The organism is Streptomyces sp. NPDC029169, assembly GCF_055563935.1.
The window spans coordinates 254432-269892 of the sequence record NZ_JBVHXA010000006.1 but is presented as its reverse complement, the minus strand read 5'-3'; the positions used below and the strand labels follow the sequence as shown (position 1 = coordinate 269892).

Below are 15461 nucleotides of genomic sequence, written 5' to 3'. Positions count from 1 at the left end.
ATCAGCAGCACCCCTCGTCGGCGGAATCCGGACAGGTACGGTCCGTCTCGACTGCCACGACGGCGGTGCGCAGGTCGTCGAGGGCGTGGCCGAGGCGGGGGTCGGCGAGTTCGTAGCGGGTGCGCCGGCCTTCGGGGACGGCGACGACGAGGCCGCAGTCGCGCAGGCAGGCCAGCTGGTTGGACAGCCGGGTGCGGGAGATCCCGAGACTGTCGGCGAGGTCGGAGGGGTAGGCGGGGGCCTCGCGCAGCGCGAGCAGGATGCGGCAGCGAATCGGATCGGCCAGCGCCCGCCCGAATCGGGTGAGGGCGTCGAGGTCGGTGGCGAGGGTCAGCATGGCGCGATAGTACACGGATTTCTGAATTCACAGAACCCTGAACTGTTCCTGACGCCCAGCGCGGGTTCGCGCGCTCAGTCGATGTCGAAGAGCGGGCCGGTGATCGTCAGGCCGAGGTCGTCGCCGGCGTACGAGAAGAACGCGAGGAGCATGAGGGCGGCGCCGCCCAAGGCGGTGTCCTTCAGGAAGTGGGTCTGCTCCCCCTGCCGCGCCTGCGGTTCTTCGTCCCGCCAGAACCCGTGCATCAGGACGGCGCTGGTAAAGACGAAGACGGCGATGAGCAGCGCGCCCAGGTCCGCCCAGATGCCGAGGGCGATACTCACCCCTCCGGCCAGGATCAGCACGCCGCTTGCGATCGTTGCCGGGACAGGGAACGGTACGCCTCGGGACCCGGCGTACGCGCCCATGGCCTTGGTCTTGGTGAGGTGCGCAGTGGACGAGGCGAGGAAGAGCAGTGCGAAGAGCAGGCGTCCGATCAGCACGAGCACGTCCATGGTGACCTCCTGGAGACACCGTCGGCCGCTTCCTCTCCATGGTCCCACCGGGAAGTGTGAGCGCGGACACCAAGCCCCACCCGCGAGGCGCGTAGCGTCGAGAGCAGAGCAGGAAGGAGGCCGGCCATGATGCGCGCGGTGTGGAACGGCGCGGTGATCGCGGAGGCGCCGCACACGGTCGTCGTCGAGGGCAACCACTACTTCCCGCCCGAGTCGCTGCGCCGCGAGTACCTGGTGGAGAGCCGGGCGAGGTCCCTCTGCTTCTGGAAGGGGATCGCCCGTTACTACAGCCTCGAAGTGGGTGGGCGGACCAATCCGAACGCCGCCTGGTACTACCCCAAGCCCAGCCCCTTCGCTCGGAGGATCAAGAACCATGTCGCCTTCTGGCACGGCGTGGTGGTGGAGGGCACGCCGGAGTCAGCGCCGGAGGAGGTGGCGTAGCGCGACGAGGCACTGCATGGCCGCGGCCGGTCGCAGCAGCGCGGGGCGCGGCCGCTCCGGCATGCTGCCGCGGCGGAAGGCGATCGCTGTGACCGTGACGACCGGCGCGGCCCAGGCTGCGATCGCGGCCGCCCGCACCGTACGGCTCGGTTCGTGCCGCAGCACGAGCCAGGTCCAGAACGCGGCGTCGGCGAAGGAGTCGGCGTAGTCACCGAACGGGGAGACGGTGGACCGACGGCGGGCCAGCCGGCCGTCGGCCAGGTCGGATACGAGCGCGAGCACGCCCGAGGCGCGGCTGGATCCGACGGCCGTGGCGGGGAGGTTGCCGCGGATGAGGGTGAGGACATCAGCAGTGGAGAGCCGGTCACGGTCCTCCAGAAGTCCCAGGTGAAGCGAGCACAGCAGCCAGCTGGCCGTCACCCATCCTCGGTCCCTCCGGGTCCGGGCCTGGAGCAGCAGAAGGCCGTGCAGGGCGGTGAGCTGGGCGACCGCCGGTCGGCGGCGGGCCGCCTGTCGCGCCGACCGGTCCGCGGCCTGCCCCAGGAAACGGGCGACGGCGCGCGGTCTCCAGTGGTCCTCTCTCGCCGCCGCCAGCAGGGCGTTCGTCGCCGCGCGGCTGTCGGTGAGGTCGGATACGCGGAGGTCGGATACGGGGAGATCGGATACGCGGGGATCGGGTACGCGCACGACGTCACCGTAGGCCAAGGACGCGACACCGGAACGTGAGCACGCTCACCGATACCGGGGCGTGTCGGCCGTAGCGTTCCTTCCGTCGAAGGGAGCGGGAGATGGCCTGGTTCGGGCGACTGGCGGTCGTGGCGGGGGTGGGCGGAAGCGCGGTGGCGGCCGGGTATCTGGGGCTGGTGACGGGTGCGATGCCGCTGGATGTCGGGGTGGGGCGCCGGACCCGGCCCCTCGGGCCGCAGACCGTCGACATCGCGGCACCCCGCGAGACGGTCTTCGACGTGATCGCCCAGCCGTATCTCGGGCAGCCCACCCGGGCGATGCGGGAGAAGGTCCATGTTCTGGAGCGGGGCGGCGACATGGTGCTCGCCGCGCACGCCACCCCGGTCGCGGGCGGGCGGCTGACGGCGAAGACGACGGAGACCGTAAGGTTCACCCGTCCCAGCCGGGTCGACTTCCGCCTCGTTCGCGGACCGGTGCCCGGCGTGGTCGAGTCGTTCGTCCTGGATGACCATGCGGGACGGACGCGTCTGGTGTACGAGGGCCGGCTCTCCACCGACCTGTGGCGAGCCGGCCAGTGGTGGGGCGACCTGGTCGCCCCACGCTGGGAGGCGACCGTGGCCGCGTCCCTGGCGGCAGTACGGGAGGAAGCCGAGCGCCGCTCCGCGCTGCGGTGAGCCGCCGTCAGCACGACCATGTTCGTTCCGATCTCGTTCAGATCTGAACACGCGGCCGGACGCTCCGCGACGCACCCCACACCAGCGTGCCGGTCAGCATCAGCAGCGTGAGCGGATAGAACAGCGGGCGCAGAGGGGTCAGAACCGGCAGGAGCGCCGCTGCCGTGCCGGTGCCCAGCACGAGCAGGAACGTCGGTGCGCAGCAGGCGAATCCGAGCAGGAAAGCGGGCAGGGCCGCGAGCAGCCGTGCGTATCCGGTCCGCCGGCAGGCCCGCCGCCGGGCCACGTCCCCGGCCACCGCGACGTTGCACCCGACCAGGACGGCGACGACCGCGCCCAGCAGAAGGTTGACCGGGCTGAGGAACACCGCCACGTGCTCCGTCGGGTGCCACGCGAGGACGGGTTCGAACAGGTACGGCGCTCGGACGTGGAACAGCCGGTCCCAGGCCGTCCGGAACACGGGCGCCCCGGTGAAGCGGCCGGTGGCCGACACCGCGAGATCGCCGATGGAGAAGAGGTACGCCGTCAGCACCACGACGGCGGCGATCAGTCCGGCCCGGCGGTGGCGCCGTACGGCGAGCGCGGCGCGCACGCGTCGAGGCGTGGCCAGGGTGGCGGTGAGCGTGGCGTCCCAGGCGTCTCCCGTCCTCGCCAAGGAGGCGACGAGCCGGTTCACCGCCGCACCTGCGTGTTCGGGTAGAAGGCGTGCCAGGCGAACCACATCGAGTCCAGATGGTCCGCCGGCTCCCACCGGTCGCCCACGCGCTGCACGACCCGGGCGGTGCCGAGTTCGTCGTCCCATCGGGCTTCGATCTGGGTGCCCGCCAGCTCCGCGCGCACGGTCCCGGCCCTGCGGACGAGGTCCTTGTGGATGGCGAGCCGCTCGTCGCCGACGCGTACGCCCATGACGACGTCCTTGTCGGGGAAGCGGTCGCTGGTGGCCAGTACGGGGAAGAGGGTGCCCTCGTCCGCGTAGTAGCCGCCGCGGTCCGGGTACGCGTCGTAGGAGCCGTACGGGTCGCTGCCGTAGCTGCGCAGGGCGCCGGTGTCGGTGGACAGCACCTGGGTGTCGGGGTGGGCGGCGCGCCACTGCTTCCACGTCGTCCACACCAGCGGGACGGTGTCGAGCCGGGTGCCCTTGAGCGGGCCGCTGATCGCGGTGCCGAGCAGCTGGGGCCACTTGGAGCCGGTCTGCCGGTCGTACATCAGCAGGTTGGAGTTGACCAGCCGGCCGGTGGTGCCGAACGTCAGCTCCTGCGTGCCGGCCGGCGCGGAGAACCCGATGACGGTGCCCGTCAGCGGGCAGTAGGTGACGGCGAGCGGCCGCCCGCCCGCCGTGTCGTTGACGATCTCGTGCCACACCAGCACGAGCTGCGGGTACGCCCGGACCTCGCCGCGGTGCTCAAGTCCGAACACCGGGTCGTCGTCGGCGAGGAACGACGCCTCGCCCGCCGGCACGTACCTGGGCCGGTCGATGGAGGGGATCCCGTCCTTGCCCGGGCCGCCGGAGACGGCCGCGGCGGCCAGCGCCTCCAGCGAGGGGTCCTGCCCGGGCTGCACGGCGGTCACCGAGGTGGCCGGACGGTCCGGACCCGAGGTGGCCTGCCAGCCGATGACGCCGCCGCCCACGAGCAGGACGACGACTCCCCCGATGACGCCGGCGCCCTTGGCGACCTGCCGCCGTTCCGGCCCGGTGCGACGACGCTGCTGGGCGTTCACGTGACACCTCCCGGCAGGAGTCCGCTCTCCTTAATGCTCGCGCGGAGAGGGTGTCGTTTCGGTGAGCGCGCTTACAGTTCTCGCGCCGTTTCCGGGCCTAGCGTTCAGACCATGGTGCCGCGGATCCCACAGGTGACCTAGGAGACAGCGTGACCGGGGGGACAGAGTGACCGAGGGGGACAGGGTGACCGGGGGGCCGGCCGCTGATGTCGCATGTCCAGGCCGGGGCGCGAGCCTCGGCCACCCCTGCGGGTGAAGGAGCCCAGGATGACCCAAGCCCCCGCGCCGCGGCGCAAGGTGGACCGCGACGAGGTGTTCGTCGAGTTCACCAAGTCGATCTGCCCCTTGTGCAAGACGCCCGTCGACGCGCAGGTCAACATCCGCGACAACAAGGTCTACCTGCGTAAACGCTGCCGCGATCACGGCGAGTTCGAGGCGCTGGTCTACGGGGACGCCGAGGAGTACGTCTCCTCGGCCCGGTTCAACAAACCCGGTACGATCCCGCTCACCTTCCAGACCGAGGTGAAGGACGGATGCCCGTCCGACTGCGGGCTGTGCCCCGAGCACAAGCAGCACGCCTGCCTCGGCATCGTCGAGGTCAACACCGGCTGCAACCTCGACTGCCCCATCTGCTTCGCCGACTCCGGCCACCAGCCGGACGGCTACTCCATCACCCACGAGCAGTGCGCGCACATGCTCGACACCTTCGTCGCCTCGGAGGGGGAGGCGGAGGTCGTGATGTTCTCCGGCGGAGAGCCGACGATCCACAAGCACATCCTGGACTTCATCGACCTCGCCCAGGCGCGCCCCATCCGCAACGTCACGGTCAACACCAACGGCATCCGCCTCGCCACCGACAGGACCTTCGTCGCCGAGCTCGGCAAGCGGAACCAGGTGCCGGGCAGGTCGGTGAGCGTCTACCTCCAGTTCGACGGCTTCGACGCACGCACCCATCTCGAGATCCGGGGCCGCGACCTGCGTACGTTCAAACAGCGGGCGCTCGACAACTGCGCCGACGCCGGCCTGACCGTCACGCTCGTCGCCGCCGTCGAGCGCGGCCTGAACGAACACGAACTCGGCGCGATCATCGAGTACGGCATCGACCACCCGGCCGTCCGCTCGGTGGCCTTCCAGCCGGTCACCCACTCCGGCCGGCACGTGGCCTTCGACCCCCTGGACCGGCTCACCAACCCCGACGTCATCCGGCTGATCAACGAGCAGCGGCCGGGCTGGTTCCAGAAGGGCGACTTCTTCCCCGTCCCCTGCTGCTTCCCCACCTGCCGGTCCGTCACCTACCTACTGGTGGACGGCGAACCGGGAGACCGCACCGTCGTCCCCATCCCCCGGCTGCTGAACGTGGAGGACCACCTCGACTACGTCACCAACCGGGTCCTGCCCGACGCCGGCATCCGCGAGGCCCTGGAGAAGCTGTGGTCCGCGTCCGCGTTCATGGGGACGGAGACGACCGAGGAGAAGCTGCGGGCCGCCGCCGAGGCACTCGACTGCGCGGACAGCTGCGGGATCGACCTCCCGCAGGCCGTGAAGAACCTCAGCGACAAGACCTTCATGATCGTCGTGCAGGACTTCCAGGACCCGTACACCCTCAACGTCAAGCAGCTGATGAAGTGCTGCGTCGAGGAGATCACCCCCGACGGGCGGCTCATCCCCTTCTGCGCGTACAACTCCGTCGGCTATCGCGAACAGGTCCGGGCGGCGATGTCCGGCGTGCCCGTCGCCGACGTCGTACCCAACGCGCTGCCGCTCGCCGACCGCCTCGCTCCGACACCGTACGGCTCCCGGACGGCCAAGGGAGGCCGCGATGGACAGTGACCGGGTGAAGTCCTGCTGCGCCGACGCGTACTCCTCCGATGTCGTGGCCCTGCTGCTCGGCGACTCCTACCACCCCGGTGGCACCACCCTCACGCGCCGCCTCGCCGACGCCCTCGCCCTGAGCGACGACGCGCGGGCCCTGGACGTCGCCTCCGGGCGCGGCACCACCGCGCTCCTGCTCGCCGGCCTCTACGGCGTACGGGTCGACGGCGTCGACTACGCGCCCGCCAACACCGCCCTCGCCCAAGGCGCCGCCCAGGCCGCGGGCCTCGCCGACCGAGCGTGGTTCACCACGGGGGACGCGGAACGGCTGCCGTACTCCGACGGGGGCTTCGACGCCGTGGTCTGCGAGTGCGCCCTGTGTACGTTCCCCGACAAGGCGCGTGCCGCCGCCGAGTTCGCCCGCGTCCTGAGGCCCGGCGGCCGGGTCGGCATCACCGACGTCACCGTCACGCCCGACCGCCTGCCGCCCGAGCTGACCACGCTCGGCGCGCGCGTCGCCTGCGTCGCCGATGCCCGCCCTCTGGCCGAGTACGCGGAGATCCTGGCGGCCGCCGGGCTGCGCACCGTACACACCGAACAGCACGACCGGGCCGTGCTTCGCATGGTCGACCAGATCGAGGCGCGGCTGAGCCTGCTGCGCATCACCGCGCCCGACAAGCTCGCCGCGGGCGGAGTGGACCTCGACGCCGCCCCGGCCGTGTTCGCCGCGGCCCGCACGGCCATCGCCGAGGGCGCTCTCGGGTACGCCCTGCTCGTGGCGGAGAAGCCGCTACCCCCTGGTACGTAAGCGTCCTCACATACGTGTGCGCGCCAGGAGTCATAGCGTCGAAGCGCAAGCAGGAACCAGGAGCCTTCGGCCCTTCGGCCAGGAAGGGGTTTCGGCCATGACAACCGCCGTGCACGTACCGCCCAGAATCGCCGTCATCCCGCTGCACGCCGTATGGGGCGCCGCGGCCGGTCTGGTCGGCGGGGTCGGCATGGGCATCTGGATGTCGGTGTCCGAACCGATGCCGGACACCGCGATGATCACGATGGTCGCCGGTCTCCTCGGCTCGACCAACGCCTTCGTCGGCTGGCTCATCCACCTGTCCATCGCCCTCTTCGCCGGCACCGTCTTCGGCGTCCTGCTGGGCCAGTTCGCCCGGAATTTCGCGCCCGCCGTCGTCCTCGGCCTGGCGTACGGCGCCGTGTGGTGGACCGTCGGCGCCCTGTGGATCATGCCCGCGAACATGGGCATGCCGGTCTTCGAATGGAACGACGTCACGAGCTCCAGCCTCGGCGCCCACCTCGTCTTCGGGCTCCTCGCCGGACTGACGTTCGCGGCGATCGCCCAGGCGACGGGCAGGCAGCGGACGGGCGAGGCCAGCGGATGACAGCGATTCCGCCGGCTTCACCACTCGGTCCCGCCACACCGCCCCGGGGTACGGAACCGCGCGGCGCCACCCGGGACGGTTACTGTCTGGCAAACAGCGCCGGAGCGCTGGGAAGCCCGGCGTGGGGCGCCGCGCCCCCGCCGTGGGCACCGGGACGACGCGAGGAGACACGCCTCATGACCCACGCCGGAGAGGGCTCCGAGGAGTCCGACCGGACCTGGTGCATCGCCGAGGTCGACATCTTCCGCGACCTCAGCGAGCGGGAGATGGAGGCCATCGCCGCGGCGGCTCCGATGAAGTCCTACAGCGCGGGCGAGATCCTCTACTCCCCGGCCCAGCCCTCCGAGGTGCTCTTCATCCTCAAGAAGGGCCGCATCCGCATCTTCCGCGTCTCCGCCGACGGCCGCGCCCTGACCACCGCGATCATCACGCCGGGCACGATCTTCGGCGAGATGGTCCTCCTCGGCCAGCGAATGTACGACAACTACGCCGAGGCCCTGGACGACACCGTCGTGTGCGTCATGAGCCGCGCCGACGTCCACCGCTTCCTGCTGGCCGACACCCGTATCTCGGCGCGCATCACCGCGATCCTCGGTCACCGCATCGCCGACCTCGAACAGCGCCTGTCCGACAGTGTGTTCAAGACCGTCGCCCAGCGCGTGGCCACCACCCTGATCACCCTCACGGCTGCCCAGCCCCCGTCCACACCGCTACGGCCCGGGGGCAGACACCCGCAGATCGCCCTCACCCACGAACAGCTCGCCGCCCTCGCCGGTACCTCCCGCGAAACCTGCACCAAGGTCCTGCGGGACTACGCCGACCACGGCCTGATCCGACTCGCGCGAGGCCGGATCACCGTCCTCGACACCGACCGCCTCCGCGACGAGGCCGGCTAGGGCCGGGCACGATGGCACCCCCACTACCGGCCAGGGCGTCGTCGGGGGATCTCGGTCATCACGCATCAACGGTGGTTGCTAGCCTTGCTGGGCCTCGTCCGATGACCGCGGGAGTTCTTGTGAGTGATGGGCCTGCTCAGGACCTGATGGGCACGGTGCGTCGGATCGACTCGCTGTTGGACCGCATGGGACTGAACCGCGACGACGTGCTGCGGGTGGAGGGCGAGGGCGGGCTCTCGTACGCCTCCGGGGTGGCCGTGGAGGAGGTGCGGGAACTGCTGCGCGGTGAGCGGTCCGCCGAGGGGCGGGAGGTGGACGTGGTCGAGGCGCGCCACCGGCGCGTGGTCGAGCGGATCCTGTTCCTGCGCGCGACGCGACTGCGTGCGGCCGCGGACGGCAGCAGGCGGGCCCACTCCCTGGCGGAGATAGCGGCCGGCGCGGGAACGAGTGCGCAGTGGCTCGACAAGATGATCAAGACGGGCCGTGCTCCGAACCTCGACCACGCCGCCGGGATCGCGGGTTTCTTCGGAGAGAAGATCGAGTTCCTGGTCGCCGAGCCGGCGGAGTCGCTGGACCGCGTCCTCCAGCAGATCCACAAGGACCTGCTGGAGCGGACCGTGGAGCGCCAGGACCAGGACCTGCGGCGCCTGCGAACCGCAGGACCCGCGAGCGAGGTGGACCCCTCGCTCGGCGTCGTCGCGTACGCCGCCCGGGCCTTGGCCGACGTGCCGGAGGACACCGCTCAGCCCTTGATCGCCTTGATCGAATCCGTCGCGCGGCGCTCCCGGGAGGAGCGCGCCAGGGAGGCCCGCGCCGCCCTCGGGACAGCGTTGGTGCACAATGACGTCGATTGATCGCGGCCGCGTGGACACCACGGCTCACCAGCGGTAACGCACAAGGAACGATGCACGGGGGGCTGTGCATCCGGGACGAGGGACGGGTGGCACGGGGTGGGGGTCTCCCGCGAGATGAAGCGGTATCGCGACGCGCTGTTCACGGGGCTGTCGCAGCCGGTTCCCGAGCAGCCGGTGGAGCTGCTGAAGGCGATCTGCGCGTGTGCCGCACGGAGCAGCGGGCGCGAAGTGCGCTTGATGCTGGAGGAGTTCCCGCCGGGCTCGGTGACAGGCCTGTGGCTGGACATGGGCGACTACGACCTGATCGTCCTCGAGGCGAACACCTCTCCCCTGCACCAGGTCGTGATCCTCGGGCACGAGCTGTGGCACCTCAAGGAGGGGCACTGCGGTCATGGCAGTGCGGCCGGTGCGATGGCCGCGGCCCGCATGCTTGGGGACCGCTGGAGCCTTGAAGACGCGGTCTCCTACGTCGCCGCCCGTACGGAGCCGGACCTCGAAGAGGAGCGGCGTGCGGAGAAGTTCGGCCGGATGCTGGCCGACCGAGTCAGGCCCTGCCTGGAGCGCAGGCGTGGCACGACGCCCTTCGGCGGAGTGACCGGCCGCATCTGGGCGTCGTTCAGAGGATGACGGGCGAGAAGGCGTGAATCTCTACATCCCGGCCGCCGCGCTCGGCATCGTGCTGATAGTCAAACTTCCCTCGCTGGTGAGGCGTTGGTCCAGTCCCGTGGTCCGCAGCGTCAACGCCGTGATCTTCCTGCAGGCCGCGGCGTTCTTCTTCTCGGCGCCCCCGACAATCCGGGTCGTCAACGAGATGACCGGCGTCAGCAACTTCTCGGCGGTGCTGGTCTACTGCATCCTCTCCGCCTACGCGTGTGCCTGCAGGGTCCTCATGGAGAACTGGCGCGAGGACGTGGAGGTCCTCCCCCACACCCGCCGGCGGGTCAGGCGTTGGATCGGAGGCCATGGCGTCGTGACCATCCTGCTCATCGCCTGTTTCGTACGGGGCGAAGCGCCGGTCGAACGGCAGCATGACTTCGAGACGTACTACGCCAGCACTCCTTTCATACGCGAGATGGTGCTGCTCTGCCTGTTCGCCGTCAGCGCCGCTGCCGCCTCTGCGGCCGCCGCGTGCTGGAAATGGGCGCGCGACATCCGCGGGGTGTACCCCGAGCGGAGGACACCGGCCGGAGGCTTGCTGCGCATCGGACTCACCGTCCTGGCCATCGGTTTCCTGACCAATGTCACTTACGGTACGGGCAAGCTGGCCGCGGTCGTGGCCGCCTGGAGCGGCCGGGACTGGGAACCGCTCAACCGGGCGGCCATGTCCTTCGCCTGCCTCGGCACCCTCCTGGTCGCCGCCGGCTTCCTCATCCCCATCGTCGGCCCCTGGCTCGCCGCACAGGTCTTCGGGCCGCTGCGGACTCTGCGCGCCCTGGGCCCCCTGCGACGGACCCTGTGTCGCGTCGGCGGTCCCCGTGACCGGATGCGGCTCCCCACTCCCTGGAGCGCGGGCCCGGGCCGGCGCCTGACGGACCGGATGACTGACATCCACGACCGGATGCTGGAACTCGGGGCGTACTGCTCGGACGACGTGCGAGCGCACGCCTACACCGAGGCCCTCCGGGGCGGCGGGACGAAGGCCGAAAGCGTCGCCATCGGGCTGGCCGCAATGTTCACGGCCGCGGCCGGCGCCCGTGCCCGCGGCATGCCGGCGGACAAGGACCAAGGCGTGATGGCGGTTCGGGCGCTGCGTGCGGCCGAGGCCGAGTACCAGGACCTCCTGGTCGGCATCTCCCGGGCCCTCGGCTCGGTCACAGCCACGTCGCCTTCGACCACGGAGTGACAGCGCGGCCTGCCGGCCAGACGTGGTTCGGCGGCACCACCGCGTCGGTGGTGCCGCCGTGTTCCGCCGGACGGGTTACGTCCGTTGCGTCGGTGTCTGCCGGTCAGGTGTTACGGAGCGACCGGCAGGTCCGGGGTCAGGAGCGTCGGGATGCTCCAGCGCTGGGCCGGAGTACCGTTGCAGCCCCAGATCATGAACTTCGTACCCCAGTCCCGCTTCGCCTGCGGCAGGTCGAAGCAGTTGTCCGACTGCGGGTTGTAGATGCTGCCGTCGGCGCGGGGCAGCCACTGCTGGCCGCCCTCGCCCAGGCACTGCCAGAAGATCAGGTCGGTGCCCTGCGCGGTCTGGTTGCCCCGGACTGCGACGCATTGACCCTTCTGGGTCAGGGTGCCGTTGGCGTTGACGCTGAACTTCTGAGGGTCGGAGCCGTTGCAGTCCCACAGCTGCGGCTGGTTGCCGTTGCCGTTGGCGCCCTGCGGCGTGTCCACACAGAAGTCGGGCGACGCCGCGTACCGGATCGGCAGATCCGTGGTCGTGGCCGGCGGCACGTGGTTCTGGAAGACGGACAGGCCGGCGATGGCACCGCTGAGATAGTTGCTGGGCTTGCTGATGTACTTGTACCGGCCCAGGACCAGGGAGCCGCTGGGTGCGGGGCTGGTGCCGGCCTTGTGGTAGCCGCTGGAGGCCAGCGTGCCGTTCACGTACAGGCTCATGGCGCCCGTGGTGGCGTTGTAGGTGGCCGTCAGCTGGGTCCAGACGCCCGGCTTGAAGGTGTTGGCCGGGGTGACGGTCGAGTTGTAGTCGTACGGCCAGCCGTCGTCGTCACCGCGCGCGATGGCGAAGCGCCAGTGGCCGGAGTCGGCCCACAGCATGAACGCGCTGGCATGCGTGGTGTCCTGACTGACGATCACACCGTCGGCCGCGTTCATCTTCGCCCAGGTGGAGACGGTGAAGGACTGCCGGGTGTCGACGGGCTTGGCGGGGCCGGTGATGACCGACTTCGCCACGTCGTCGAAGACAGCGACCTTGCGGGAGCGGCCGTCGACGGTCTCGGTGGCGTAGGTGACGGCGGTGGCGATGGCGTCGTTGGAGATGCCGCTGCCGTTCTTGGCCGGGACGGCCTTGGTGTCACCCTCCAGGCGCCACTGCACCGTCGGGGCCTGCGCGTCGCCACGGACGTGGTAGCCGCCGTAGCCGCTGACCGCACCGGACGTGTTGGTGCCTGCCCAGGCATGCAGGGTGCCATCCGTGCCCACGGCCCAGAAGTCCGGGACGTCATCGCCGGTCACGTCACCGTCGGAACCCACTCGCGGGTAGTCCGCGCCCTTGATCCCGTACCCGATACGGGTGGCCGGCTGCGCCGCCAGACCCGTGACGACGATGTGGCCGTCGACGGCGCGAGTGGTGGTGGTCAGCCTGTACTGGAAGATGTCGCCGTTGGTGCGGTTGCGCACCCACAGCGCCGGGGCGGTGTCGGTGGTGGCACCGATGTTGAGGGCATTGCCGGGGACCATCAGGTCCTTGTCGTCCCAGGTGCCGCTCGCGTCGACGAGGGTGGGCGCGGCGAGGGTCTGGTTGGTCTTGACCGGGTAGAACCACAGGTTGCCGGACTCCACGGCCAGCAGGCCGGTGGCGTCGGTGACCTGACGGCTGGGCGTGCGGGTGGTGCGGGCCGGGCCTGTCGGGGTGATCTGGCTGGAGTACTGCCAGGTCGTCACGTTGTGGTAGCCGGTGCAGGCTGTGGTGTGCGTGGTCGAGCACTCCGGCTTTTCGAGCGTGGTCTTCGTGCCGAGCGTGAAGCGGCCCGGGTCGGAGAGGGTGTTGTCGTAGACGAAGAGCTGCGATCCGCCCAGCGCGCCGGGGCTGGCCGGCTCCTGGTGAACGAACAGGTCGTCCACGTTACGGCCCGGGTCGAGCGAGCCGCGGTGGACCGTGCGGTACTCCTTCCAGGTCCGGCCAGAGGGGACCTCGGGGGCCTGGAGCGCGGTCGCGGCGGTCCCGCTGGGGATCATGCTGCGGCTGGTGCCGTCCGTGGCCCGGCCGTGCGTGACCAGATTGCCCGCCGCGTCGGGGACCAGGATGTCCGAGCGCGCGTCACCGGTGGTGTCACCGAAGGCGACCGCACCGTCCTTCCACGGCACGTAGAACGCGTACGACTGGGTTTGCGAGGAGTTACCGGCCTCGTCCAGGACCCTCGCGTAAACGATGTTGGTGCCCCAGTGCAGGGGCTTGACACTGATGGCGCTCACGCTGAGGGGGCTGCCGGCCGGCGCGCACTGCTGCTGGGCGCCGGTGAGCTGCGGGTCGAAGCCCCACTGGACACAGGCCAGTCCGGAGCTGCGCAGGCCGGCGCCCGGGCTCGGGTCGGACGCGACGATGGGCAGGGAGCCCGTGTCACCGAGGCGCAGGTCGGTGATCTGGCCGTTGCCGGCCGGCGGGAACTGGGTGGCCGGATCGGTGAACTGGCCGAACTCCAGGATCGGCGGCGTCAGGTCGACCGCGAAGTGGCAGGAGGAGGTGGCGGGGCCGCGCAGCAGGCCGTCGTCGCCCTGGACCGCCCAGCCGTAGTTGTGACCGTCCTTGATGGCGTCGAGCGGGGTGGTGTACGTGGCGTCGGTGCCGGTGCCGACGAAGCCGGACCAGCCCGTGTTCACGGTCGCGCCCGTGTTGTGTTCCCACATGTTCACGTACTGGGTGAGCTGGCCCTGGTTGGGGCTGCTGACCTTCGAGGCGATCGTGACGGTGGGGGTGGTGATCCAGCCGAACTGATCGCCGGGGATGTCTCCGCAGGCCTGGGTGTCGCCCGCGACCACGCGGCGCGGAGCGGGAACGGTGCGCTGGTTCTCCGGGACGCGCGGCGGGAAGTCGTACTCGGCGCTGAGCACCGCGGTGTACGCGAACCGCTTGAAGGCGATCTTGTCGCCAGTGCCCTCCTGGCCGGTCAGGGCGAAGGCGAGCGGGGTGCCGGTGTCGCGGATGCCGTCACGCATGGCGTTGGTGACGTTGAAGTCCACGGGGATGTTGGCGTAGCAGTCACCGCTGTTGCCGTTGCCGCCGACGGACTGGTTCTGGATCCACTCGCGAATCTGGTGGTTGCTCCACTTGACCGAGGAGCCGAACGCGCCGGCCCGGTACAGGTGCACCGGGTACGTGTTCGTGCACGACCAGTCCGCCGAAATGTACTGCTCCAGACGGAGGTTGGCGTAGTTGATGGTGGCGCCCGCGTAGCCGTTCAGGTCGAACTCGTACAGCGCGCGCTCAATGCCCTTGCTGGTCTCCCAGCCCTGGTAGCCCACGCCCGGACGGTCCCGGTCTGCGGAACCGGTGCGGTCGTAGTTGCCCGCGTCGTACGCCTGCTGGACCCACGCGTGGTGCTGCTTGCCCCGGCTGTCCACGGACCACGAGGGGTCGACGTAGATGGGGTACTTGGTGCCGGCACCGTCGAGCAGCTCGGCGCTGGGCGCCAGGGCGATCTCGCCCGTGGCCCGCTTCGCCGCGCCGGTCACCTTCGCGCGGGTGACCGGGATCCGGGCCACGGAAGCATCGGCTCCGGGTCCGTCGGCGCTGCTGAGGCCGGTTGCGGCCTCGAAGTCGGCGTAACGGGAACCGCGACGCGCACCGGACTTGCGTGCCTCGCCGGCCGACCACATCAGCGGAGCCGGGGCGCGGAAGACCGTGTCCTTGCCCGCGGCCGCGGTGAGGCTGCCGTCCTTGCCCTGGGCCAGCGTCAGACCGCTGGTCTCGGTGGGGAACACCAGGTCGCGCACGGCCGGGTTGGCCGCCGCCGTGGGCGTGCGCAGCACGACCACAGTGGTGTAGCCGCCGTACTTGGTGGCGCTCACCTGAAGGTCGGTGTCGGGGGCCACGCCTTCGAACAGGGCGTCGTTGCCCCGCAGTACGGGCTTGGGCAGCGCGCCCGGGAACGGCGAGGACACCGACAGCTTCTTGCCGTCCTCGGTCGTCATCGTCGCCAGCGGACCCGTGCCGCCGCCGGAGATGACCAGGCCCGAACTCGACGCCTTCGGCGCCACGGTGCCGTCCGCTCGGACGGCCAGCGTGTCATCCAGCGTCAGCCAGCGGCCCTTGGCGCCCTTGGTGCGCTGCGGCAGCACGTGGCTCTCGGAGCGCAGCTTCCCCTTCGGAGTGGCGACCGTGGTCGCGTACTCCGTCGTCAGCTCCGGGACCGGCACATCCTTGCCGGTCTTCGCCGCCAGCTCCCATGCCCGCTCGACCCCCGTGCGTGCGGACATTTCTGACGGTGCGGTGGGCCTGGTCGCGGTGCCGGCTGCTGCGGGCGCCACCGACGCTCC

The 15461-nt window shown here is 70.6% G+C and carries 15 protein-coding genes; 9 read left to right on the top strand and 6 right to left on the bottom strand.

All coding sequences use genetic code 11. The annotated features are described in order from the left end of the window. Position 1: 1 nt before the first annotated feature. Complete coding sequence (locus tag ACZ4VI_RS14410) at positions 2 to 337, bottom strand: ArsR/SmtB family transcription factor (protein WP_467999523.1); 336 nt, start codon at positions 335 to 337, stop codon at positions 2 to 4. 74 nt (positions 338 to 411) lie between these two features. Continuing rightward, the gene (locus ACZ4VI_RS14405; protein ID WP_467999522.1) at positions 412 to 831 is read right to left on the bottom strand and encodes a DoxX family protein; all 420 of its coding nucleotides are present in this window, start codon (positions 829 to 831) and stop codon (positions 412 to 414) included. A 126-nt stretch (positions 832 to 957) separates the two neighbouring features. Here ACZ4VI_RS14405 and ACZ4VI_RS14400 point away from each other — a divergent pair, with 126 nt between their 5' ends. Then, positions 958 to 1272 carry a DUF427 domain-containing protein gene (locus ACZ4VI_RS14400; protein WP_467999521.1) on the top strand — a complete coding sequence of 105 codons (315 nt, stop codon included), beginning with the start codon at positions 958 to 960 and terminating at the stop codon, positions 1270 to 1272. Here ACZ4VI_RS14400 and ACZ4VI_RS14395 read toward each other — a convergent pair. Continuing rightward, positions 1249 to 1959: a CDP-alcohol phosphatidyltransferase family protein gene (locus tag ACZ4VI_RS14395; RefSeq protein ID WP_467999520.1), complete on the bottom strand. Its 711-nt coding sequence runs from the start codon at positions 1957 to 1959 to the stop codon at positions 1249 to 1251. The genes ACZ4VI_RS14400 and ACZ4VI_RS14395 overlap by 24 nt on opposite strands. Before the next feature lie 101 nt (positions 1960 to 2060). On the opposite strand from ACZ4VI_RS14395, the gene ACZ4VI_RS14390 reads away from it, so the two are divergent. Next, positions 2061 to 2633 carry an SRPBCC family protein gene (locus tag ACZ4VI_RS14390; protein ID WP_467999519.1) on the top strand — a complete coding sequence of 191 codons (573 nt, stop codon included), beginning with the start codon at positions 2061 to 2063 and terminating at the stop codon, positions 2631 to 2633. A gap of 37 nt (positions 2634 to 2670) precedes the next feature. On the opposite strand, the gene ACZ4VI_RS14385 is transcribed toward ACZ4VI_RS14390, so the two are convergent. Further along, positions 2671 to 3309 carry a hypothetical protein gene (locus ACZ4VI_RS14385; RefSeq protein WP_467999518.1) on the bottom strand — a complete coding sequence of 213 codons (639 nt, stop codon included), beginning with the start codon at positions 3307 to 3309 and terminating at the stop codon, positions 2671 to 2673. Continuing rightward, on the bottom strand, positions 3306 to 4352 hold the full coding sequence (locus ACZ4VI_RS14380; RefSeq protein WP_467999517.1) for a DUF3179 domain-containing protein: 1047 nt from the start codon (positions 4350 to 4352) through the stop codon (positions 3306 to 3308). The genes ACZ4VI_RS14385 and ACZ4VI_RS14380 overlap by 4 nt, the downstream gene beginning before the upstream one ends. A 267-nt stretch (positions 4353 to 4619) precedes the next feature. On the opposite strand from ACZ4VI_RS14380, the gene ACZ4VI_RS14375 reads away from it, so the two are divergent. From ACZ4VI_RS14375 to ACZ4VI_RS14345, 7 genes are all read left to right on the top strand, one after another. Further along, on the top strand, positions 4620 to 6182 hold the full coding sequence (locus ACZ4VI_RS14375) for a radical SAM protein (RefSeq protein ID WP_467999516.1): 1563 nt from the start codon (positions 4620 to 4622) through the stop codon (positions 6180 to 6182). Continuing rightward, entirely contained in the window at positions 6172 to 6972 is an 801-nt protein-coding gene (locus ACZ4VI_RS14370; RefSeq protein WP_467999515.1) for a class I SAM-dependent methyltransferase, read from the top strand. Before ACZ4VI_RS14375 ends, ACZ4VI_RS14370 begins: the two co-directional genes overlap by 11 nt. A gap of 97 nt (positions 6973 to 7069) precedes the next feature. Beyond that, positions 7070 to 7558, top strand: a complete 489-nt coding sequence (locus ACZ4VI_RS14365) for a hypothetical protein (RefSeq protein ID WP_467999514.1) — start codon at positions 7070 to 7072, stop codon at positions 7556 to 7558. 176 nt (positions 7559 to 7734) lie between these two features. Next, positions 7735 to 8454 carry a Crp/Fnr family transcriptional regulator gene (locus ACZ4VI_RS14360; RefSeq protein ID WP_467999513.1) on the top strand — a complete coding sequence of 240 codons (720 nt, stop codon included), beginning with the start codon at positions 7735 to 7737 and terminating at the stop codon, positions 8452 to 8454. A gap of 146 nt (positions 8455 to 8600) precedes the next feature. After that, the gene (locus ACZ4VI_RS14355) at positions 8601 to 9308 is read left to right on the top strand and encodes a hypothetical protein (RefSeq protein ID WP_467999512.1); all 708 of its coding nucleotides are present in this window, start codon (positions 8601 to 8603) and stop codon (positions 9306 to 9308) included. Positions 9309 to 9422: 114 nt separating this feature from the next. Next, positions 9423 to 9935 carry a toxin-antitoxin system, toxin component gene (locus ACZ4VI_RS14350; RefSeq protein WP_467999511.1) on the top strand — a complete coding sequence of 171 codons (513 nt, stop codon included), beginning with the start codon at positions 9423 to 9425 and terminating at the stop codon, positions 9933 to 9935. A 13-nt stretch (positions 9936 to 9948) separates the two neighbouring features. Continuing rightward, positions 9949 to 11151 (top strand): MAB_1171c family putative transporter, encoded by a 1203-nt coding sequence (locus ACZ4VI_RS14345; protein ID WP_467999510.1) that lies wholly within the window; start codon positions 9949 to 9951, stop codon positions 11149 to 11151. A 110-nt stretch (positions 11152 to 11261) separates the two neighbouring features. Here the strand turns inward: ACZ4VI_RS14345 and ACZ4VI_RS14340 are convergent, their stop codons facing one another. Continuing rightward, positions 11262 to 15401 (bottom strand): ricin-type beta-trefoil lectin domain protein, encoded by a 4140-nt coding sequence (locus tag ACZ4VI_RS14340; protein WP_467999509.1) that lies wholly within the window; start codon positions 15399 to 15401, stop codon positions 11262 to 11264. Positions 15402 to 15461: the final 60 nt, after the last annotated feature.

What these genes read in the sequence shown, in the direction of transcription:
- ACZ4VI_RS14410 (WP_467999523.1), bottom strand. Translation starts at nt 337, where the DNA reads ATGCTGACCCTCGCCACCGACCTCGACGCCCTCACCCGATTCGGGCGG.
- ACZ4VI_RS14405 (WP_467999522.1), bottom strand. Translation starts at nt 831, where the DNA reads ATGGACGTGCTCGTGCTGATCGGACGCCTGCTCTTCGCACTGCTCTTC.
- ACZ4VI_RS14400 (WP_467999521.1), top strand. Translation starts at nt 958, where the DNA reads ATGATGCGCGCGGTGTGGAACGGCGCGGTGATCGCGGAGGCGCCGCAC.
- ACZ4VI_RS14390 (WP_467999519.1), top strand. Translation starts at nt 2,061, where the DNA reads ATGGCCTGGTTCGGGCGACTGGCGGTCGTGGCGGGGGTGGGCGGAAGC.
- ACZ4VI_RS14375 (WP_467999516.1), top strand. Translation starts at nt 4,620, where the DNA reads ATGACCCAAGCCCCCGCGCCGCGGCGCAAGGTGGACCGCGACGAGGTG.
- ACZ4VI_RS14370 (WP_467999515.1), top strand. Translation starts at nt 6,172, where the DNA reads ATGGACAGTGACCGGGTGAAGTCCTGCTGCGCCGACGCGTACTCCTCC.
- ACZ4VI_RS14365 (WP_467999514.1), top strand. Translation starts at nt 7,070, where the DNA reads ATGACAACCGCCGTGCACGTACCGCCCAGAATCGCCGTCATCCCGCTG.
- ACZ4VI_RS14360 (WP_467999513.1), top strand. Translation starts at nt 7,735, where the DNA reads ATGACCCACGCCGGAGAGGGCTCCGAGGAGTCCGACCGGACCTGGTGC.
- ACZ4VI_RS14355 (WP_467999512.1), top strand. Translation starts at nt 8,601, where the DNA reads ATGGGCACGGTGCGTCGGATCGACTCGCTGTTGGACCGCATGGGACTG.
- ACZ4VI_RS14350 (WP_467999511.1), top strand. Translation starts at nt 9,423, where the DNA reads ATGAAGCGGTATCGCGACGCGCTGTTCACGGGGCTGTCGCAGCCGGTT.
- ACZ4VI_RS14340 (WP_467999509.1), bottom strand. Translation starts at nt 15,401, where the DNA reads ATGTCCGCACGCACGGGGGTCGAGCGGGCATGGGAGCTGGCGGCGAAG.